This is a genomic window from Roseovarius sp. MBR-78, assembly GCF_040547535.1.
Taxonomy (GTDB): domain Bacteria; phylum Pseudomonadota; class Alphaproteobacteria; order Rhodobacterales; family Rhodobacteraceae; genus Roseovarius.
Window position 1 is genome coordinate 24483 of sequence record NZ_JBEPPX010000024.1, and the last position, 19930, is coordinate 44412.

The window sequence follows — 19930 nt, forward strand, 5'->3', positions numbered from 1 at the left end:
GGTGCGAAGGATCAGGCCTCCAGCACCTCCCAGCGTTTCGTCTTGGATCTCGGGGCGCATTCGATGATACGCACCGCGTCACCTTTCTTGAAGGTGTTGTTCTCGTCATGCGCCCGGTATTTCTTGGACTTGCGGATCGTCTTCTGGAGCACGGGGTGCTTGAAGCGGCGCTCGACCGAGACGGTCACGGTCTGGGCGTTGGCGTCCGAGGTGACGGTGCCTTGCAGGATACGTTTGGGCATGGTCTCAGGCTCCCGCTTCGGCGGCCGCACCACGGGCCTTTTCGTTGAGGATCGTCTTGACGCGCGCGGCATCGCGACGGGCGCGGCGCATCTGCGCGGAGTTTTCAAGCTGGCTGGTCGCCGCCTGGAAGCGCAGGTTGAACTGTTCTTTCTTGAGCCGGACAAGCTCTTCCCGGAGCTGGTCCGGGGTCTTGTCGCGCAATTCCGTGGCTTTCATCGCCATATCTTCCTTTGTCATGACACCGGCCGGCCCCTGACATCTGCTTCAGGGTCACCCGTCACCCGGTGGATGGATTTCAATACGCGAATCCCCGGCACAGGCCGGGGGCGCGGATTGGCGTTCTATAGGGGAGGGCGTCGTGGAGGGCAAGCGCTGAATCGCCGCCCCGCCACAAGGGGGGCGCGTGGCCCCGTCAGGGCCGCCCGGCACCGGACGGCCCGCCGCGACGGCTCAGCCGTTCACGCTATCCTTGAGCGCCTTGGCCACGGTCACCTTGACCTGCTTGTCGGCGGCCTTCTTCATCTGCTCGCCGGTTGCGGGGTTGCGCACCATGCGCTCGGGCCGCTCACGGCAATAGAACTTGCCCACGCCGGGCAGCGTCACCGCCCCGCCTGCCGCCACTTCGCGGTTGATGATCGCCACCACGGCATCAAGCGCGCCGCCGGCAGTTTTCTTGTCGCTGCCCATCTCCTCGGCCAGAGCGGCCACAAGCTGGGTCTTGGTCATCGGTTTCGCCATTTTTCGGTCTCCTTCGTATCACTGCCCGTTCTCTGGGGCCTCGGTGGCGAGATTAAACGCCATGATGTGGTCGAACACAACGACTAGGGGCCAAAAGCCAAGCGTTTTCCCCTATTTTGTGCGGATTTTCGCGCGCTCAAAGGAACGCTGTCTCTTCAAAGCTGCGCAATTTGCGGCTGTGGATACGTTCAAGCGGCATTTTGCGCAGCGATTCCATCGCGCGAATCCCGATCATCAGGTGCCGCGCGACCTGGGATTTGTAGAAATCCGAGGCCATGCCCGGTAGTTTCAGCTCGCCCTGAAGCGGCTTGTCGGACACACACAAGAGCGTGCCATAGGGCACGCGAAAGCGGAATCCGTTGGCGGCGATGGTGGCGCTTTCCATGTCGAGCGCGATAGCGCGCGACTGGCTCAGCCGCTGGATCGGCCCCGATTGGTCGCGCAATTCCCAGTTGCGGTTGTCAACGCTCGCCACCGTGCCGGTGCGCATCACGCGCTTGAGGTCAAAGCCATCAAGCTCGGTCTCCGCCGCCACCGCCTCTTGCAACGCGATCTGGATTTCCGCCAGTGCCGGGATCGGCACCCATGCAGGCAGATCGGCATCGAGCACGCGATCCTCGCGCAAATAGGCATGCGCCAGCACGAAATCGCCCAAGGATTGCGAATTGCGCAGCCCCGCGCAATGGCCCACCATGATCCAGGCATGGGGCCGCAGCACCGCGATATGATCGGTCGCCGTCTTGGCGTTGGACGGCCCGACGCCGATATTCACGAGGGTAATGCCCGACCCATCGGCGCGCTTGAGGTGATAGGCGGGCATCTGCGGCAGGCTGTCGGGGGCCTTCAACACCCCGCCCGCCCCGGTGATCGCGGCATTTCCCGGCACCACGAATTCGCAATAGCCGCTATCGGGTTCCGCGAGCGCGCGGCGCGCGAAGGCCTCGAACTCGGCGACGTAGAACTGATAGTTGGTGAACAGCACGTGGTTCTGGAAATGCCCCGGATCGGTGGCGGTATAATGCGCCAGCCGCGCCAGCGAGTAATCCACCCGCTGCGCGGTAAAAGGTGCCAGCGGGCGCGCCCCCGGCCCTGCCCATGTGCCGTTGACGATATCATCGTTGATCGCCGCCAGATCGGGCACGTCGAACACATCGCGCAGGGTGAACGCCGCCGCCCCCTCCTGCGGCACGGTAAGGCCCGCCTCGCCCGCCACGGCGAAATGCACCGGCATGGGCGTCTGCGACAGGCCGATGGTGACCGGCACGCCGTGATTGTGCAGCAAAAGGCCAAGCTGCTGTTCGAGATAGCCGCGGAACAGGTCGGGCCGGGTGATGGTCGCGGCATAGGTGCCGGGATTGGAAACATGGCCGAAACTCAACCGGCTGTCGATGGTGGCATAGGTTGTCGTGCTCAGCCGGATTTCGGGGTAGAAGGCGCGCACGCGCCGGGACGGGATATTGCCGCCCATCGCGCGCGCGAAGGCCTCGCACAGAAACCGTGTGCCGCCCTCGTAAAGCTGGCACAGCCGGTCCACCGCGGCGCGGGCCTCGGTAAACGCCTTCGGCCCCGGCAGGCCGGGGGGCAGGGTCGCGGGGTCAGACGCGGGCATGGCGGCATCCTGTGTTTGGATCATGCGCGCCACGTTGACACGCGGCGACGGCACGATCAAGCTGCGGCGAAAAGGAGCGCGCAGATGGAGTACGACACCGTCAGCCCCGAGGCATTCGGGGCAAGCCTGCGGGGCTTTGGCCTCAACATCCTCGTGCGCGACGTGAAAACCCAGGCTGCGTTCCTGCGCGATGTCTTCGGCATGACGGCACACCGGGTGAGCGAGGATTTCGCGATCATGGCCTATCACGGCCACCTGATCCAGCTTCACGCCGACCACACCTATGGCACGCACCCGCTGCTTGGCCTCGTCCCTGAGACCCCGCCGCGCGGCGCGGGCGCATCGCTGCACCTTTTTGACTCCGACCCCGACGCCGCCGCCGCGCGCGCCAAAGCCGCGGGCGGCCATATCCTGCAAACCCCCACCAACAAGCCGCATGGCCTGCGCGAGACCTGCATCCTGTGCGAAAACGGCTATGCCTGGGTGGCCTCGCGCCCCCTCACCGATGACGAAAGGAACGACATATGACCGTAACCAACCTGCGCCCCAACATGGACCACTGGCAAGAGCGCGTGGACCTCGCCGCCGCCTTTCGCTGGACCGCGCGGCTGGGGATGCACGAGGCGGTGGCCAACCATTTCAGCCTCGCCATCAACGAGGACGGCACGCGTTTTCTGATGAACCCCAACCAGCGGCATTTCGCCCGCATCAAGGCCAGCGACCTGATCGAGGTGGATGCCGAAGACCCGGCCACCATGGACGGCCCCGACGCCCCTGACCCGACCGCCTGGGGCCTGCATGGCGGGCTGCACCGGCACTGCCCCCACGCGCGCTGCGCCATGCATGTGCATTCGATCCACGCCACCGTGCTCGCCTGCCTCGCCGACAGCCGCCTGCCCCCCATCGACCAGAACTGCGCCACCTTCTTCAACCGATATGTGATCGACGAAGGCTATGGCGGGCTGGCCTTCGAGGATGAGGGCGCGCGCTGCGCCCAGCTTTTCCATGACCCGAAACAAAAGGTCATGATCATGGGCAATCATGGGGTCATGGTGATCGGCGATACGGTGGCCGACACCTTCAACCGGCTCTATTATTTCGAGCGCGCCGCCGAGACCTATATCCGCGCGCTCCAGACCGGGCGGCCCCTGCGCGTGCTCTCGGATGCGGTGGCCGAGAAAACCGCGCGCGAACTCGAAGACTACCCCGAACAGGCCGAGCGCCACCTTGACGAACTCAAGGCGATTCTCGACGCCGAAGATGCCGATTACGCGGCCTGAGCATCATGGCGAGGGCGCGCTCAGACCCAAAAGCCGCAGCGCGCCTCAGCGGCTATACTTGATGAACGGCGTCAGCGTGCCGATACGGTCATAAAGCTGCCGCGCGCAGCTATTGAAATCCTTCGTCAGCCAATAGACCGAGGGACAGCCCTCAGCATCGGCGCGGGCATAGACCGCCTCGATCAGCGCGCGCCCTACGCCGCGCCCGCGCGCCTCGGGGGCGGTATAGAGGTCTTGCAGGTAGGTGACCTTTTCCACCCGCCAGTTATGCGGATGGGTAATGACATGCACCAGCCCCACCGGCACGCCCGCCATCTCGGCCAGAAGCCCGCCCTGATCGGGGTGATCCGGCGAGGTGAGCCGCGCAAAGGTGATATCATAGACCGCCTCGGGCAGGGTCGTCTCGTAAAACGCCAGATAGGCCCGCCAGAGCGCGGCCCAGGCGCGCTTGTCGCCGGTCTCGATGGGGCGGATGGTCAGCGTCATGGCGGCTCCTCGGGCAACCGCCCCTATCCTGCACCGCCCTCCCCCGCCACACCAGCCGGAAACCGCCGCGCCGCTCGGCATTTTTTTGCCGACCGGGTTGCCACACGTGGCGCGAGCGTCCACCTCAAGCGCAGACGCGCGCCGCGAGGCGCGCGGCAAGACCATGAGACAGGAGACAGACTTGACCTTCAAAACCCGCCTTGCCGCCCTCCTGAGCGCCACCGCGCTCGCCCTTGCCACGCCGCTAGCGGCCCAACAGGTGCCACCGCCGCAGATCGCCGCCAAGGACGTGACCGATGCGCAGGTCGCGGCCTTTGTCACTGCGATCCTCGCGGTCGAAGAGGTGCGCAAGGATTACGGCCCGCGGATCGACGGGGCCAACGACGAGGCGGCGCAACAGGCGCTTGCCAAAGAGGCCAACGACGCCGCCGCCGCCGCCGTGGCAGAGGTCGAGAACATCGACGTGAAGAGCTATGTTGCCATCGCCAACGCAGCAAGCGAGAACGAGGCGCTCAACCGGCGGATCGTCACACGCATCGCAGAGCTGCGCGAGCAGTAACCCCGGTGCGGCGCGCGGCGGGGGATCACTCCGCCGCCACCGCCTCCGGGTCGGCCAGCGTGACGATATCCGTCATGATGGTGTTGAGTTCGAAATCCTTGGGCGTATAGACCCGCGCCACCCCCATCGCGCGCAGGCGCGCGGCGTCGTCGTCTGGGATGATCCCGCCGACCACCACCGGCACATGGCCCAGACCGGCGGCGCGCATCCGATCCATCAGTTCTTCGACCAACGGCATGTGTGATCCTGACAGGATCGACAAGCCCACCACATGCGCGACGTCATCCTGCGCGGCGGCAACGATCTGCTCGGGCGTGAGGCGGATACCCTCATAGCGGATATCCATGCCGCAATCGCGGGCGCGGCAGGCGATCTGCTCGGCCCCGTTGGAATGGCCGTCCAGCCCCGGCTTGCCCATCAGAAACCGCAGCCGCCGCCCCAGCCGCCCCGACACCGCATCCACCGCCGCGCGCAGATCGTCCAGCCCCTCGGTGCGGTTCGACGGGTTCGACGATACCCCCGTCGGGCCCCGATATTCGCCATGCACGGCGCGCATCTCGGCGGCCCATTCGCCGGTGGTCACGCCCGCACGCGCGCAGACAATCGAGGCGGGCATGATGTTGCGCCCGTCGCGCGCCGACGCGCGCAGATCCGCGAGCGCCGCCTGCACCGCCGCGCCGTCGCGCCCCGCGCGCCATTCCGCAAGCTGCGCGATCTGCTCGGCTTCCACCGCCGGGTCAACCACTATGATCCCGCCATCCTCGGTTTGCAGCGGCGAGGGCTCGCCCTCCTGCCAGCGGTTGACGCCCACCACCACCGTCTCGCCTGCCTCGATCCGGGCCAGCCGCTCGGCATTGCTCTCCACCAGCCGCGATTTCATATGCTCGATCGCCGCAACCGCGCCGCCCATGCCGTCAATATTGGCCAGTTCATGCCGCGCGCCGTCTTTCAGCGCCTCGACCTTGGCATCCACCGCCGGGTTGCCGTCAAAGAGGTCGTCGAATTCGAGCAAATCCGTCTCATAGGCCAATATCTGCTGCATCCGCATCGACCATTGCTGATCCCAGGGGCGCGGCAGTCCCAGCGCCTCGTTCCACGCCGGAAGCTGCACGGCGCGGGCACGCGCCTTTTTGCTGAGCGTCACCGCCAGCATTTCGATCAGGATGCGGTAGACGTTGTTTTCCGGCTGCTGCTCGGTCAGGCCCAGCGAGTTGACCTGCACGCCATAGCGGAACCGGCGGTGCTTGGGGTCGCTGACGCCATAACGCTCCTGCAATATCTCGTCCCACAGATCGACAAAGGCGCGCATCTTGCACATCTCGGTGACAAACCGGATGCCTGCGTTGACGAAGAACGAAATCCGCGCCGCCAGCGCCGGGAAATCCGCCTCCGGCACGCGCGGGCGCAACTCGTCCAGCACGGCAACGGCGGTGGCCAGCGCAAAGGCAAGCTCTTGCTCGGGCGTGGCACCGGCCTCTTGCAGGTGGTAGGAACACACGTTCATCGGGTTCCATTTCGGCACATTGCGATAGCAATATTCGGCCACGTCGCCGATCATCTTGAGGCTCGGCGCGGGCGGACAGATATAGGTGCCGCGCGAGAGGTATTCCTTTATCAGGTCATTCTGCACCGTGCCTTGCAACGCCGAGACATCCGCGCCCTGTTCCTCGGCCACGGCGATATAGAGCGCCAGAAGCCAGGGCGCGGTGGCGTTGATGGTCATCGAGGTGTTCATCTGATCGAGCGGGATCTCGGCAAACAGCGTGCGCATGTCGCCCAGATGGCTGACCGGCACGCCGACCTTTCCCACCTCGCCGCGCGCCAACACATGATCGCTGTCATAGCCCGTTTGCGTTGGCAGATCGAAGGCCACGGAAAGCCCGGTCTGACCGCGCGCAAGGTTGGCGCGGTAAAGCGCGTTCGAGGCGCGCGCGGTGGAATGGCCGGCATAGGTGCGGATAAGCCAGGGCTTGTCGCGGGGTTGCTCGGCGGGGCGGTCTTGCTGCGTCTGCGACATGGGCGGCCTCGTGAATCTGCTGCGCAATTTTCTTACGTTATGCGCAGGGATACGGCAACAAACTGGCCCTGTCAATTCGCTGCATTGCGGCAAGAGCGCGCCGCGCATTGGTGTCATTCACCACCCGCCCCCGCGCGAAATGATGGGGCCGCAGACACCGCCGCGCGAGACACGAAAAGGGCAGGCAGGCACCGCGCCCCGCCTGCCCCGCCCCGCCCCGCTCAGGGAGCGTCGTTGATTTCGCCGGTGAGGGTGAACATCCGCCTGGGGCCGCCTGCAGGCTCGATCTTGAGATGGCCCACGCCGCGCAGCCCGGCGAATTTCCCGGTGCCGTTGACCAGTTCCCAGAACCCGTCATCATGCAGCGCGGGCTTGTCCGCGCCCTTCATGAACACCGCGCGCACGGTGAATTTCACGATCGCCACATCGCCGTTTTCGGCGGTAAAGCGCAGATAGCCGCGCGGGTCGCCCGCGTAGGGCGGGTTAATGTCGTGCCAGCCGAATTCTGTCACGTCGGTATCGGCCAGCACCCCCTCGCCCTCGGCGACCCCCTCGCGGCGCACGGCGAGAACGAAATGCGGCGTGCCGTCGCCCATCTCGAAACGCATCTGCTCCTTGGGGTCGAGAACGGTGCTGACGCTGACCGGCGCGGCAAGCGCGGCGCTGCTCACCAGCATGAAACCAGCGGCGCCGAGAAACTTGGCAAAAGACATTTTGGGTCACTCCCTGAAAACGATATCCGCCCAAGATGGGCAAAGATAGAAAGCCGTTCCGGGGATGCGATTGCAACCGGGAAAATCGCCTCGCCTCATCACATATGCGTGTGTGAATGTATTGCCGCGCCTATCGCCTCAATCCGGGGCCAGCATATAACCCTCGCCGCGCACCGTCTGCAAATAGCGCGGCTGCTTGGGGTCGGCCTCGATCTTGCGGCGCAGGCGGGTGATCTGCACATCCACCGCGCGCTCCTGCGCCTGCCCGTCATCGCGCCCCAGTTCCTCGACCAGCCGCGCACGGCTCACGGCCTGCCGCAGGTTGCTGGTGAAAATGCGCATGAGTTGCACCTCGGTCGCGGTCAATTTGACGACCGTGCCGCCCCGGCTCAACTCGCCGCGCTCCATGTCATAGCGCACAAGGCCCATCTGCACGAGCCGCGACTGTTTTTCCTCGGGTTCCGGCTCGGGCATCCGCCGCAGGATCGCGTTGATCCGCAGCAAAAGCTCGCGCGGCTCGAACGGCTTGGGCAAATAGTCATCGCCCCCCGCCTCCAGCCCCTCGATGCGGTCGGTGGTCTCGCCCTTGGCCGTGAGCAGCAGAATGGGCGTGCTGTGGGTCTCGCGCAAGGCGCGGGTCAGTTCCAGCCCGCTTTCGCCGGGCATCATCACATCCATCACGATCAGGTCGAAATCGAGCCCCGCCAGCACCCGCCGCGCATGGGCGGCGTCGCGCGCGACAGAGACAAGAAACCCGTGCCGTATCAAGAATTTGCGCAGCAGGTCGCGGATCCGCTCGTCATCATCCACGATGAGCAGGTGCGGGGCGGGCTCGGTCATGTGTCGGACTCCCTGATCGCGTGGTAGCGGCGGCGCAGATCGGGCTCCATCATCGCTTCGAGTACCTGCCGGAACCCCGCCACCGCCTGCGGCCCGGCGGCGCGATAGGCGGCGCGCATCCGGGCGCGCTGTGCATCCGACAGCTTGCGTTCCAGCGTGGCCCCCGCCTCGGTCAGCGTCAAGTGCCGTTCGCGCCGGTCGGTGGTGCCGACGCGGCTTTGCACAAGGCCATCCTCGATCAGCGTGCGCAACACCCGGTTGAGCGATTGCTTGGTCACGCCGAGGATCGCCAGCAGGTTGTTGACCGTGGTGCCGGGGATGCGCGCGATGAAATGCAGCGCCCGGTGATGCGCGCGACCATAGGCCATCGTCGCAAGGATACGGTCGGGATCGGCGGTAAAGCCGCGATAGGCGAAGAACATCGCCTCGATGCCCTGCCGCAACTGCTCATCGGTGAGAAACAACAGGTTTTCGCCGCCCTGCATCTCGCCCATACCTACACCCCGTTCACAATTCATGGTTTCCTGCCTCAGTATTACGTCAGCTTTATTGACATTCCAAGACCGAATTGGTAGCGAATCGTGGAAACTGCGTAATTTTATGTCCGCTTCGGGCGAATTATGCGCAATAAATGCAAATTTTTGAGGGACAGGCTCATGACAAGCTATGACGACCGCGACGGCAAGATATGGATGGATGGGGCGCTTATCGACTGGCGCGACGCCAATGTGCATATCCTCAGCCATGCGCTGCATTACGCAAGCTCGGTTTTCGAGGGCGAGCGGTGCTATGGCGGCAAGGTCTTCAAGAGCCGCGCCCATTCCGAACGCCTGCTCAAATCGGGCGAGATGATGGACATGCCGATCCCTTACACGGTTGATCAGATCGAGGCGGCCAAGCGCGCCGTGCTCGACGCCAACGGGCTGACCAATGCCTATATCCGCGTGCTGGCGTTTCGCGGCGCGGGCGAGGACATGGGCGTCGCCGCCGCGCGCAACCCGATCCGCATGGCGGTCACCGCTTGGGAATGGGGCAGCTATTACGGCGATGCCAAGACCAAGGGCGCCAAGCTCGATATCGCAAAGTGGAAGCGCCCCAGCCCCGAGACCATCCCGACAGCGGCCAAGGCGGCGGGGCTTTACATGATCTGCACCATGTCCAAACACGCAGCCGAGGCCAAGGGCTGTTCGGATGCGATGTTCCTCGATTATCGAGGCTACGTGGCCGAGGCGACGGGGGCCAATATCTTTTTCGTCAAGGATGGCGAGGTGCACACGCCCCTGCCCGATGCGATCCTTAACGGGTTGACGCGGCAAACGGTGATCGGGCTTCTGAAGGATCGCCAGATCAAGGTGCACGAGCGCCACATTATGCCAGAGGAGTTGGAAGGGTTCGAGCAATGCTGGCTCACCGGCTCGGCGGCGGAGGTGACGCCGGTGGGGCAGATCGGCGATTACCGCTTCGAGGTGGGCGCGCTGACCCGCGAGATCGCGGAAGCCTACGAGGCGCTGGTGCGCGCCTGATCGCCGATCCTGCCGGGTGATTCGGGCCCTGCGCGCGGGTCAGGCCTCTCAAGGGCCGGCAACGGGCGCGCGGCGCACTCGGCTTAGGATTGTCGGAAATGTGGCATTGAAGAGATGACCGCCGGGGCGCGCACACCGCCCCGGCCTTTTTTGGGCACTGTTTCGCGTTTGACTGCATTCCCCCCGCTATTATCGCGGATCGGGGGAGAAAAGACGGCCATTTCCCCCATTTCTGGAAACAATATGCCTGATAGGTGAATACTGGCTCGGTAACGTCGATTGCCGTCGCGTTGCTGTGCGGGGCCTGAGGCTGATTGCGTCAACAATTCGCATGGAATTTACGGCAAGAATGTGGCACCGCGCGAAACAGTCTCGCCGATCCCGCGCGACTGATTGCGGCAAGATCGGGGCAAGCCGGGGCCAAAGAATATCAGTCAGGCCAGGCGTGAAAGTGCCCGCAATCTACTTAAAGTTGCAAAATCTCCATCCCCTTGACTTTGAGTAACGCAAAAGTCATTTTCCGTAAGTGTCTAGCACGGCTTGAAAAACTCCGGACATTGCAGCGTGGGGGCGCTGTCTTGACCAAAGGGAGGCGGGCTGTGGCAGGGACGATGCCATATGCGGCCCGGTTCGTGATGCGTGTGTTTAGGGCCCAATCCCTCGGGCACATTCTCGCCACATTACAGACCGGTCAATGCCAGGGTTTCGCCGGGTTTGCGGCGGGGCGCTGATTTGGGGTCTTTCCGTCGCGAAAAGCGCGTGACGGGGTTTATGCCGGGGAGTGCAGCCATGCCTTTCGATATCACTGCCGTATCAGGGCGGTTCGACAGCTCGAATTTTAATCAAACCGTCGGCAACCGGCGGCGCGTCGGCCCATCCTATGCAGATCATGCCAAGCGGGGCCTGGATATCGTGCTGGTGCTGCTGGCCGCACCGCTGGCGCTGATGATCGTGGCGCTGCTCTGCCCGTTCATCATGCGCGACGGCGGATCGCCGTTCTTTTTCCAAGAGCGCGTGGGCCGCAACGGTCGCATGTTCCGCATGTGGAAACTGCGCAGCATGGTCACCGATGCCGAGGCGCGGCTCGATGCCTATCTCGACGCCTGCCCCGAGCGCCGCCGCGAATGGGACACCCACCAAAAGCTGCGCCACGATCCGCGCATCACCCGTATCGGGCGCTTTATCCGCAAATCCTCGCTCGACGAAGTGCCGCAACTGTGGAACGTGCTGCGCGGCGACATGTCGGTGGTCGGCCCGCGCCCGATGATGCCCTCGCAACGGGCCCTCTATCCCGGCACTGCCTATTACGCGCTGCGTCCCGGCATCACCGGCTTCTGGCAGATTTCCGTGCGCAACGAGAGCAGCTTTTCCCAGCGCGCGGAATTCGACACCCGTTATTTCCGCGACCTGTCGCTCATGACCGATCTTTCGGTGATACTGCGCACAGTGCGGGTGGTGCTCTGCGGCACCGGCTGCTGAGCGCGTAGCGCCAAGAGCCGCGCACGCACCGCCTCGCCCCAGACCCGCCAGTTGAGCCGCGTCTCGTATTCCGAGCGGGCGCTGGCGCGTAACGCCCGATAGCGTGCAGGATCGCCGATGTAATCCACGATGATCCCCATGAAATCGTCCGCGCCAGAGCCGGGCGGCAGGGCATAGCCGTTGACACCATCGCGCACCGGCACGCCGCCGACATCAAGGCAAAGCGATGGCAGACCATAGGCCGAGGCCTCGCAGAACGCGAAACCAAAGGATTCGAACGACGGCATCACCATGAAATGCGCCCGCGCCAGCGCCTCGCAAAGCTGCGCGCACTCCGCCGGGATCGACTTGTCGAGATGCGGGCAAACCGTGACATGCGGGCCGCGATCGGCCTCGGGCGGGGTGCAGCCGATCACGGTCAGCCGCGCGTCATGCCCCGCAGCGCGCAGGCCGCTCAGCACCGCAACCGCGAGCGGGCCGCCCTTGCCCTCCCAGTCGCGGCCAAGCAGCAACAGGCGGATATCGCCCCCCCGCACCAGCGGCACATCGGCGGGCGGCCCCGGATCGCCGATCCCCGCCCCCCAGGGCACAAGATGCGCGCGCGCCGGATCAAGACCATAGCGCCGGATGGCCGCATCCCGCAGCCATTTGCTCGGCCAGAACAACGCGTCACAGCCCTGAAACACCCGGCGCTCCGCGCGCTCGATCAGCGGATCGAGCAGCCGCGACGCCGACAGATAAGAGCCATAGGCCGCCCCCACCCGCGAGCGGCGATAGATGCTCGGCGTGGCATCGGATGTGTAGGCGCAGATCATCCCGCGGGGCAGGCGCAGCGCGTGCAGCGCGTGAAAACCATAGGCGCAGAACAGCACGTCATGCTTTCCCGCCGCCAGTTCCCGCGCCACGCCGCGCGCGATCATCGGCGCCAGCGCAAGCTGCGCCCGCCAGCGCGTGCGCATGGCGATGGCGGGTGGCGCGGCCTCGATCAGCCGCCGCGCGGGCTCGGCACCGTGCCAGCGGTGGTCCAGCACCGTCACCGCGCCGACATGCGCGCGCAACGCCGCGAGGATGCGGGCATTGCCGCCGGAATAGCTGTGCCGGTCGCGCGGGTCTTCGTCACACAGGTAGGCGATGCGCAGCGGGCTTGCCGCGTCAAAGGATGCCGTCATCGCCATGCCAACCCGAATGAGATAGGGGCGCAATGCCCCGAAATTGTTGTATTCGTGCCATGTTGAGGCGTAAAAAGAAAGCCAGACTTGTCGCGCGGGCAGGTCTTTGGCCCGCATCCCCGCGGCCTGCAAAGCGAGGTGCCCGGCGCATCATGCCCAACGCGTTCGCATATCTGGTGCTGGCGGCCTGGCCGCTGGTGGTGCTGGCGATGTTCTCGCGCTGGCCGCTCAGGCGCGCGCTGGTGTGGTCGCTGCTCGGGGCCTACCTGTTCCTGCCACCGCCGCCCACCGGGTTCGATTTCCCGATGATGCCGCCGCTCACCAAGGAATCGCTGCCCTCGCTTGCCACCTTCGCGATCTGCCTGTGGCACGCGCGCCGCGCGGGCGCGGCCGTGCCCTTGCTGCCCGAGGGCGGGCTGGCACGGGTGCTGGTGGTGGTCTTCGTGCTCAGCCCGGTGGCCACGATCCTCACCAATCCCGAGCCGGTATTCTACGGGCAGATCGGCCTGCCGGGGCTTGGGCTCAAAGACATGGTGGCGCAGGTGATCCTGCAATTCGTGCTGTTGATCCCGTTCCTGCTGGCGCGCGCCCATCTCGCCACGCCCGAGGGGTTACGCGAACTGGTCCTTGCCATCGCACTGGGCGGTCTGATCTATTCGCTGCCGATGCTGGTCGAGATACGCCTCTCGCCGCAGATCAACACCTGGGTCTACGGCTATTTCCAGCACAGTTTCGAACAGATGATGCGGCAAGGCGGGTTCCGGCCCATCGTATTCCTGTATCACGGGCTGTGGGTGGCGTTCTATACCGTCATGGCGATTGTCTGCGCGCTGGCGCTGGCGCGCGAGGCCGATGCCCGGCGGCGCGTGCTCTGGACCGGCGCGGCGCTTTATCTCGGCGTGGTGCTGGTGCTGAGCAAATCGCTGGGATCGCTGCTTTTCGGCGTGGCGCTCGCACCGATGGCGCTGTTCCTGCCCGCTTATCTGCAAATCCGCATCGCGGGGCTGATCGCACTCGCGGCCCTCGCCTACCCGGTGCTCAAGGGCGCGGGGCTGGTCCCGGTAGACTGGATGCTGGAACAGGCCGCCCGCGTCAGCCCCGACCGCGCCGGATCGCTGAAATTCCGCTTTGACAACGAGGATACGCTGATGGAGCGCGCGTTGGAAAAACCGTTCTTCGGCTGGGGAAGCTGGGGGCGCAACCATATCCTCGACCCGGTGTCGGGCGCGCTTCTGACGGTGACCGATGGCCGCTGGATCATCCTCATCGGCGTGTTCGGCTGGGTGGGCTACATCGCAGAATTCGGGCTCATCGCGCTGCCCGTGCTGTTGCTGTGGGTTCATGGCCGTCATTTGCCGCAGGCGGGGTGGGTCTGCCTTGTTGGGCCGGTGGCGCTCATTCTCGCGGTGAACCTCGTGGACATGATCCCCAACGCCACGCTGACGCCGCTGACATGGCTCTTTGCCGGGGCGGTTCTGGGTCTGGCGGAGCGGGCGCGGGCCGGGCTGATCGAGACGGGCACCCCCGCGCAGGCATGCGCGGCGCGGCGCGGCCTTGGCTGGCAGCCGTTGATGTGAGGCCGCAACGATGACGCCCCCCCGCGTTCTGGCCATCGCCGAGGCCGCCAATCCCGAATGGGTCTCGGTCCCGCTTGTCGGCTGGTCGTTGGCCACCGCCCTGCGCGAGGTGGCGGATGTGCATATCGTCACGCAAGTGCGCAACCGCGAGGCGGTGCTGCGCGCCGGACTGGTCGAGGGGCGCGATTTCACCGCTATCGATTCCGAGGCATTGGCGCGCCCCATGTGGCGGCTCGGAGAGCGGCTCCGGCTGGGGCAGGGCAAGGGCTGGACCACGCTTCAGGCGCTGGCGGCGCTGAGCTATCCGTGGTTCGAGCACCTCGTGTGGCGGCGCTTCGGCCCCGATATCCGCGCCGGGCGCTATGACATCGTGCACCGCATCACCCCGCTCAGCCCGACGATTTCTTCGCCGCTGGCGGGCAAATGCGCGCGCGCGGGCGTGCCCTTCGTGCTCGGGCCGCTCAATGGCGGGGTGCCCTGGCCCAAGGGCTTTGACGCCGAGCGGCGGCGCGAGCGCGAATTCCTCAGCTACCTGCGCACGGCCTACAAAGCGCTGCCGGGGCGGCGCGCCACGCTGCGCCATGCCAGCGCGATCCTCGCCGGATCGCGGCACACGCTGGGCGAAATGCCGCCCTGGGCGCAGGCCAAATCCGTCTACCTGCCGGAAAACGCGATTGATCCGGCGCGGTTCTCGCAGCGCGCGGCGCCTGCGCCGGATGGCCCCTTGCGCGCCGGGTTCGTCGGTCGTCTCGTGCCCTACAAGGGGCCGGACATGCTGATCGAGGCTGCGGCGGCGATGCTGCGCGACGGGCGGCTGGCGCTCGACATCGTGGGCGACGGGCCGATGATGGGGCAATTGCGCGCGCAGGCCGAAGGGTTGGGCCTGTCGCACCGCATCACCTTTCACGGCTGGCTGGAACACGCCCGCGTGCAGGATATCCTCGCGCGCTGCCACCTCTTCGCCTTTCCCTCGATCCGCGAATTCGGCGGCGGCGTGGTGCTCGAGGCGATGGCGCTGGGCGTGCCGCCGCTCATTGTCGATTACGCGGGGCCGGGAGAACTGGTGGCCGAGGGGCGCGGGTTCAAGGTGCCGCTCGGGACGCGGGCCGAGATCGTGGCGGGCTTTGCCGCAGCCCTCGATCGGCTCGGGGCCGACCGCGCGGCGCTGGCCGCCACCGGGCAGGCGGGGCGCGATTGGGTGCAGGCGCAGGCCACATGGCCTGCCAAGGCGCGACAGGTGCGCGCGATCTATGACGCGGTGCAGGCGGGCGCGGCGCTGCCGCAGGTCTTTGCACCATGAGCGCCGCCGCCCCCTACCGCCCCGAGATCGACGGGCTGCGCGCAATCGCGGTGCTGTCGGTGCTGCTCTATCATGGAGCCCTGTTCCATCCCGGCCTGCCCCGGCTGGGCGGCGGCTTTACCGGCGTCGATATCTTCTTCGTCATCTCGGGCTTTCTCATCGGCGGCATCCTGTGGCGCGACATCCGCGAGACCGGGCGCATCCGGCTGGCGCGGTTCTACCTGCGCCGCATAAGGCGGCTCGCCCCGGCCTATTTCGCGATGGTGGCGGCGGTGCTGGTGGTGGGCTGGCTGATCCTCTTGCCGTTCGAGTTCCGCGAATTCGGCAAGTCGCTGATCGCCGCCACGGTCTACCTGTCCAACATCCATTTCCACCGCGAAGCGGGCTATTTCGACGGCTTGTCGGAGGAAAAGCCGCTCTTGCACACATGGTCGCTGGCGGTGGAGGAACAGTTCTACATCGTGCTGCCGTTCCTGATGCTGGCGCTCTTGCGGTGGCGGGCCTCGCTGCCGGTGATCCTCGGCGCGCTGGCGCTGGTGTCGCTCGCCGCCTGTCTGTGGCTGACGCGGGCGATGCCCTCGGCCACGTTCTACCTGTTCCCGTTCCGCGCGTGGGAATTGCTGGCGGGCGTATTGCTGGCCATCGCCGGGCAGGAGCGCGGCTGGCGGTTTGCCATTCATCCGGCGCTGTCATGGGCGGGGCTGGCGTTGATCGCGGCCTCGGTGACGCTCATCCGGCCCGATGGCTTTCCCGGCTGGCAGGCGCTCGGGCCGGTGCTTGGCACGGCGCTCATCCTCGCCAATGGCCGCGACGCCAACCCGGTCAACCGCGCGCTGGCGCATCCCTTGCCGGTCTTTGTCGGCCTCATCTCCTATTCGCTCTATCTCTGGCACTGGCCGGTGCTGGTGCTGTCCACCTATTGGCGCGGCGGTGGCGGCGGGGTGGCAGAGGCGGCGGGGTGGCTGACGCTGGCCTTTGTGCTCGCCACGCTGTCTTGGCGCTATGTCGAGCGGCCCGTGCGGCAGATGCCGGGCGGGGCGCGCGCGCTGCTGGCCGGCACGGTGCTGGCCTCCGGCGCGCTGCTGGCGCTGGGCGCGGTGCTCTGGCGCGGCGACGGGCTGCCCGCGCGGTTTGCGCCCGAGTTCCGCACCCATATCGCCGCCTCGGGTGATTTCAATCAGGACTGGTCGCGCTGCACATGGCCCGCGACCGGCCCGTTTGCGGGCGTCGAGACCTGCCCCATCGGCCCCGACGGTGCGCCCCGCGTGCTGATCTGGGGCGACAGCCACCTGCGCGCGATGAAAGAGGGGCTGGAGGCGGCAGCGCGGCACGCCAACACCCCGGCGCTGATCCTCTGGCACGCGGGCTGCCCGCCGCTCTTCGGGCTGTCCAAGACCGAAAGCGCCGCAACCCCCGCGCAGGACGCCGCCTGCACCAGGGCCAACCGGGTGATCCGCGACGCGATGGCACGGGTCGAGGGGATCGAGGCGCTGCTTCTGGTGGGGCGCTGGCGCTATTATGCCCAAGGGCACGGCCTGGGCCGCGATGCCCATAACCGCATCACCCTCGCCCCCCTGCCCGCAAGCGGCCTGCCCGAAGGGCCGCAGCAGGCGCTTTATGCCGAGGCGTTGCGGCAGACGGTGGCGGAACTCGCAGCCCACATCCCGCGCATCCACATCCTGCGCCAGCCGCCCGAGATGCCGGAGTATGACTCGCGCCACATCGCGCGCGCGCTGGTGCATGGCCGCGATCCTGGGGCGGGCGTGCTTACCGTTCCCCGCGCCGAGGCAGAGGCGCGCGCCGCGCCGGCAGAGGCCCCGATCCGGGCACTGGCACAGGCAGGCAGGATCGCGGTGATCGACCCCTGGCCGCGCCTGTGTGACGCGGCGCGCTGTTCGGTGATGCAGGGCGGCGAGGCGCTCTATTTCGACAACAACCACCTGACCAACCGGGGCGCGCGGTCGCTGGCCGACCTGTTCGCCCCGGTCTTCGGGGGGGCACCATGACCGCGATGACCGACGACATCCGCAACACGCTCTGGGACGTGATCGTGATCGGCGCGGGAATGGGCGGCGGGATCGCCGGGCGCAGGATGGCCGAGCGCGGCCTCAGCGTGCTCTTCGTCGAAAAAGGGCCACGCGGCCACCGCGCCGAGCGGCAGGGCCTCAACCCCGAGATGGGCGACCCGGTGGCGCGGCAGGTGCGCGGCTATTGGCCGGGGCCTCTCCGGGCGCGGATCGACGGGCGCACGTCCACGTTCTTTGGCCCCCTCGGCGCGGGCGTGGGCGGCTCGTCGGTGTTCTATGCCGCCACGCTGGAGCGGCCCGAGCGCCACGATCTGGAGCCCACCGAGGGCCGCCCCCACCCCACCGGCGGCTGGCCGGTGGGATATGACGCGATGCGCGGCTGGTATGACGAGGCCGAACGCCTGCTGCATGTCTGCGGGCAGCCCGATCCGCTCTCGCCCGAGCCGTGCGCGTTACGCCCCCCGCCGCCGCTCTCGGCGGTGGACAGCGCCTTGATAGCGGCGCTGCGCGCCTCGGGGCTTCACCCCTACCGCGCGCATTCGGCAATCCGCTATCTTGACGGGTGCCACGACTGCCTCGGCACCAAATGCCCCCGGCCCTGCAAGATGGATGGCCGCTCCGCCGGGGTGGAGCCTGCGCTTGCCACCGGGCGGGCCGCCCTGCTCGATGGCTGCACGGTGCGGCGGCTTTGCGGTACCGCCGGCCATATCAGCCATATCGAGGTCGCGCGCGGCGGCGCGGCATTCGATTTGCGCGCACGCCACATCGTGCTGGCAGGCGGCGCGCTTGGCTCGCCGCGCCTGCTGCTGGCCTCGGCATCCGAGGCCTGGCCCGAGGGCTGCGCCAATCGCAGCGGGCTGGTGGGGCGCAACCTGATGTTCCACCTCAACGAGATATTCGCCCTCTGGCCACCGCGCGGCACCAAGGATGACGGCCCCTCCAAGGCGATCTCCCTGCGCGATTTCTACCACCTGAACGGGCAACGTTTCGGCACGGTGCAGGCAATGGGCATCGCCGCAGGCTATGGCGAGATCGTGCATGTCCTGAACGGCATGTTCGACCGCTCGGCGCTGCGCAACCTGCGCGCCTTGCGGCACCTCACGCGGCTGCCCGCCGCTCTGGCGGCGAAGGCGCTGGGGCGGGCGCAGGTCTTTGTCGGGCTGCTCGAAGACCTCGGATATCCCGAGAACCGCGTGACATGGGATGCCGTAGCGCCCGACAGTATCGACATCGAATACCGGCTGCACCCCGAATTGCTGGCCCGCCGCCGCGCCTTTCGCCGGGCCATTCGCACAGGGCTGCGCGGGCATCGCAGGCTATTCCTGAGCCATGCGCCGGAGTTGAATTTCGGCCATCCCTGCGGCACGCTGCGCATGGGCCATGATCCGGCGACAAGCGTTCTCGATGCCGCCTGCCGGGCGCATGGGTTTGACAACCTCTCTGTGGCGGATGCCTCAGTCATGCCCAGCTCGATGGGGGTCAATCCCAGCCTGACCATCGCCGCCAACGCGCTGCGGGTGGCCGAAGGGATCGCGCGGCAAATGAAGGAGCAGGGATGAGCATGACAGACGGGATCGCCGTGGTGACGGGGGCGGGCGGCGGGCTTGGCCGCGCGCTGGCGCTGGAACTGGCGGCGCGGGGCTGCTGCGTGGCGGCGCTTGGGCGCGGGGAAGCAGGCGTCGAAGAGACCGCCGCGATGGCCGCCTCGGGAGGGATCATGCCGGTGGTGGCGGATGTGGCCGATGCAGGCGCGGTGCGCGCGGCCTTTGCCCGCATCGCCCAAGAGGGCGAGTTGCGCCTGCTCATCAACAACGCCGCCGTCTACCCGCGCCGCGATTTCCTCGACGAGGCCGGCGAGAGCTTTGCCGAAACGGTGGCGATCAACCTTGGCGGCGTGGTGGCCTGCACCCGCGCCGCGCTCGACACCATGACGCAGACGGGGCGGGGGCGCATCCTCAACGTCTCGACCTTCGCCGACATGGCCCCGCTGCCCGCCTCCTCGGCCTATTCGGTGAGCAAGGGGGCGGGCCGCATCCTCACCCACGCGCTTGTCGCCGATCTGGGCGACCGGTTTCCGGGCATCACCATCATCGACTGGATGCCGGGAATGCTGGCCACGCGGATGGGAATCAAGGACGGGCTGCCGCCCGAGGTCTCGGCGCGCTGGGGGGCGGCGCTGGCGCTGTGGGATGCGCCCATGCTGGGCGGCGCGGTGTTCGAGATGGATCGCGAGGTGCTGCCGCCACGCGGGCTGAAGGCACGGCTGCGCGACGCGCTGCTGCTGCGCCGCCGCCACGCGCGTGTGATACCGGGCGCGTAGGGTACCGCGCTCGACGGGCCGCGGTGCGGCGATCTCACCTTGGTTTAGGA

General features: G+C 66.9%; 20 protein-coding genes. 10 read left to right on the top strand and 10 right to left on the bottom strand.

Features of this window, described 5'->3' with window-relative positions; genetic code table 11:
• Positions 1-11: 11 nt before the first annotated feature.
• The 4 genes from rpsQ to ABIE58_RS16315 all read right to left on the bottom strand — a co-directional run bounded on the left by rpsQ (position 12) and on the right by ABIE58_RS16315 (position 2590).
• Positions 12-242 carry a 30S ribosomal protein S17 gene (gene rpsQ, locus ABIE58_RS16300; RefSeq protein ID WP_354545766.1) on the bottom strand — a complete coding sequence of 77 codons (231 nt, stop codon included), beginning with the start codon at positions 240-242 and terminating at the stop codon, positions 12-14.
• A gap of 4 nt (positions 243-246) precedes the next feature.
• The gene (rpmC, locus tag ABIE58_RS16305) at positions 247-459 is read right to left on the bottom strand and encodes a 50S ribosomal protein L29 (RefSeq protein ID WP_354545798.1); all 213 of its coding nucleotides are present in this window, start codon (positions 457-459) and stop codon (positions 247-249) included.
• 234 nt (positions 460-693) lie between these two features.
• Positions 694-981, bottom strand: coding sequence for an HU family DNA-binding protein (locus ABIE58_RS16310; protein WP_354545767.1), 288 nt, complete (start codon positions 979-981; stop codon positions 694-696).
• 136 nt (positions 982-1117) lie between these two features.
• The gene (locus tag ABIE58_RS16315) at positions 1118-2590 is read right to left on the bottom strand and encodes an AMP nucleosidase (protein ID WP_354545768.1); all 1473 of its coding nucleotides are present in this window, start codon (positions 2588-2590) and stop codon (positions 1118-1120) included.
• Between the two features lie 84 nt (positions 2591-2674).
• Here ABIE58_RS16315 and ABIE58_RS16320 point away from each other — a divergent pair, with 84 nt between their 5' ends.
• Both ABIE58_RS16320 and ABIE58_RS16325 read left to right on the top strand, forming a co-directional pair.
• Complete coding sequence (locus ABIE58_RS16320) at positions 2675-3118, top strand: VOC family protein (RefSeq protein ID WP_354545769.1); 444 nt, start codon at positions 2675-2677, stop codon at positions 3116-3118.
• Entirely contained in the window at positions 3115-3870 is a 756-nt protein-coding gene (locus tag ABIE58_RS16325; protein ID WP_354545770.1) for a class II aldolase and adducin N-terminal domain-containing protein, read from the top strand. The genes ABIE58_RS16320 and ABIE58_RS16325 overlap by 4 nt, the downstream gene beginning before the upstream one ends.
• A gap of 45 nt (positions 3871-3915) precedes the next feature.
• Here ABIE58_RS16325 and ABIE58_RS16330 read toward each other — a convergent pair whose 3' ends face one another.
• On the bottom strand, positions 3916-4356 hold the full coding sequence (locus ABIE58_RS16330) for a GNAT family N-acetyltransferase (protein ID WP_354545771.1): 441 nt from the start codon (positions 4354-4356) through the stop codon (positions 3916-3918).
• Positions 4357-4537: 181 nt separating this feature from the next.
• Here ABIE58_RS16330 and ABIE58_RS16335 point away from each other — a divergent pair, with 181 nt between their 5' ends.
• Positions 4538-4915, top strand: coding sequence for a DUF4168 domain-containing protein (locus ABIE58_RS16335; protein ID WP_354545772.1), 378 nt, complete (start codon positions 4538-4540; stop codon positions 4913-4915).
• 25 nt (positions 4916-4940) lie between these two features.
• Here the strand turns inward: ABIE58_RS16335 and ABIE58_RS16340 are convergent, their stop codons facing one another.
• The 4 genes from ABIE58_RS16340 to ABIE58_RS16355 form a co-directional block, all read right to left on the bottom strand.
• Positions 4941-6932, bottom strand: a complete 1992-nt coding sequence (locus ABIE58_RS16340; protein ID WP_354545773.1) for a methylmalonyl-CoA mutase family protein — start codon at positions 6930-6932, stop codon at positions 4941-4943.
• Positions 6933-7153: 221 nt separating this feature from the next.
• Positions 7154-7645 carry a hypothetical protein gene (locus tag ABIE58_RS16345; protein ID WP_354545774.1) on the bottom strand — a complete coding sequence of 164 codons (492 nt, stop codon included), beginning with the start codon at positions 7643-7645 and terminating at the stop codon, positions 7154-7156.
• Positions 7646-7783: 138 nt separating this feature from the next.
• Positions 7784-8485 carry a response regulator gene (locus ABIE58_RS16350; protein WP_354545775.1) on the bottom strand — a complete coding sequence of 234 codons (702 nt, stop codon included), beginning with the start codon at positions 8483-8485 and terminating at the stop codon, positions 7784-7786.
• Entirely contained in the window at positions 8482-8979 is a 498-nt protein-coding gene (locus ABIE58_RS16355; RefSeq protein ID WP_354545776.1) for a MarR family winged helix-turn-helix transcriptional regulator, read from the bottom strand. Before ABIE58_RS16355 ends, ABIE58_RS16350 begins: the two co-directional genes overlap by 4 nt.
• Positions 8980-9141: 162 nt before the next feature.
• On the opposite strand from ABIE58_RS16355, the gene ABIE58_RS16360 reads away from it, so the two are divergent.
• Both ABIE58_RS16360 and ABIE58_RS16365 read left to right on the top strand, forming a co-directional pair.
• The gene (locus ABIE58_RS16360; protein WP_354545777.1) at positions 9142-10008 is read left to right on the top strand and encodes a branched-chain amino acid aminotransferase; all 867 of its coding nucleotides are present in this window, start codon (positions 9142-9144) and stop codon (positions 10006-10008) included.
• Between the two features lie 789 nt (positions 10009-10797).
• Positions 10798-11487 carry a sugar transferase gene (locus ABIE58_RS16365; RefSeq protein WP_354545778.1) on the top strand — a complete coding sequence of 230 codons (690 nt, stop codon included), beginning with the start codon at positions 10798-10800 and terminating at the stop codon, positions 11485-11487.
• Here the strand turns inward: ABIE58_RS16365 and ABIE58_RS16370 are convergent.
• Positions 11403-12773, bottom strand: a complete 1371-nt coding sequence (locus ABIE58_RS16370) for a glycosyltransferase family 4 protein (RefSeq protein ID WP_354545779.1) — start codon at positions 12771-12773, stop codon at positions 11403-11405. The genes ABIE58_RS16365 and ABIE58_RS16370 overlap by 85 nt on opposite strands.
• Positions 12774-12808: 35 nt before the next feature.
• Between ABIE58_RS16370 and ABIE58_RS16375 the strand changes: the two genes are divergently transcribed.
• Genes ABIE58_RS16375 through ABIE58_RS16395 form a run of 5 tightly spaced genes read left to right on the top strand, consistent with a single transcriptional unit; the run spans position 12809 to position 19880 of the window.
• A complete protein-coding gene (locus tag ABIE58_RS16375) occupies positions 12809-14233 on the top strand; it encodes a hypothetical protein (protein ID WP_354545780.1) in 1425 nt (474 codons plus the stop codon).
• 10 nt (positions 14234-14243) lie between these two features.
• Positions 14244-15533, top strand: a complete 1290-nt coding sequence (locus ABIE58_RS16380) for a glycosyltransferase family 4 protein (protein ID WP_354545781.1) — start codon at positions 14244-14246, stop codon at positions 15531-15533.
• Positions 15530-17539, top strand: coding sequence for an acyltransferase family protein (locus tag ABIE58_RS16385; RefSeq protein ID WP_354545782.1), 2010 nt, complete (start codon positions 15530-15532; stop codon positions 17537-17539). Before ABIE58_RS16380 ends, ABIE58_RS16385 begins: the two co-directional genes overlap by 4 nt.
• Positions 17540-17544: 5 nt before the next feature.
• Positions 17545-19119, top strand: a complete 1575-nt coding sequence (locus tag ABIE58_RS16390) for a GMC oxidoreductase (protein WP_354545799.1) — start codon at positions 17545-17547, stop codon at positions 19117-19119.
• Positions 19116-19880 carry an SDR family NAD(P)-dependent oxidoreductase gene (locus ABIE58_RS16395; RefSeq protein ID WP_354545783.1) on the top strand — a complete coding sequence of 255 codons (765 nt, stop codon included), beginning with the start codon at positions 19116-19118 and terminating at the stop codon, positions 19878-19880. Before ABIE58_RS16390 ends, ABIE58_RS16395 begins: the two co-directional genes overlap by 4 nt.
• The last annotated feature ends 50 nt before the right edge of the window (positions 19881-19930 follow it).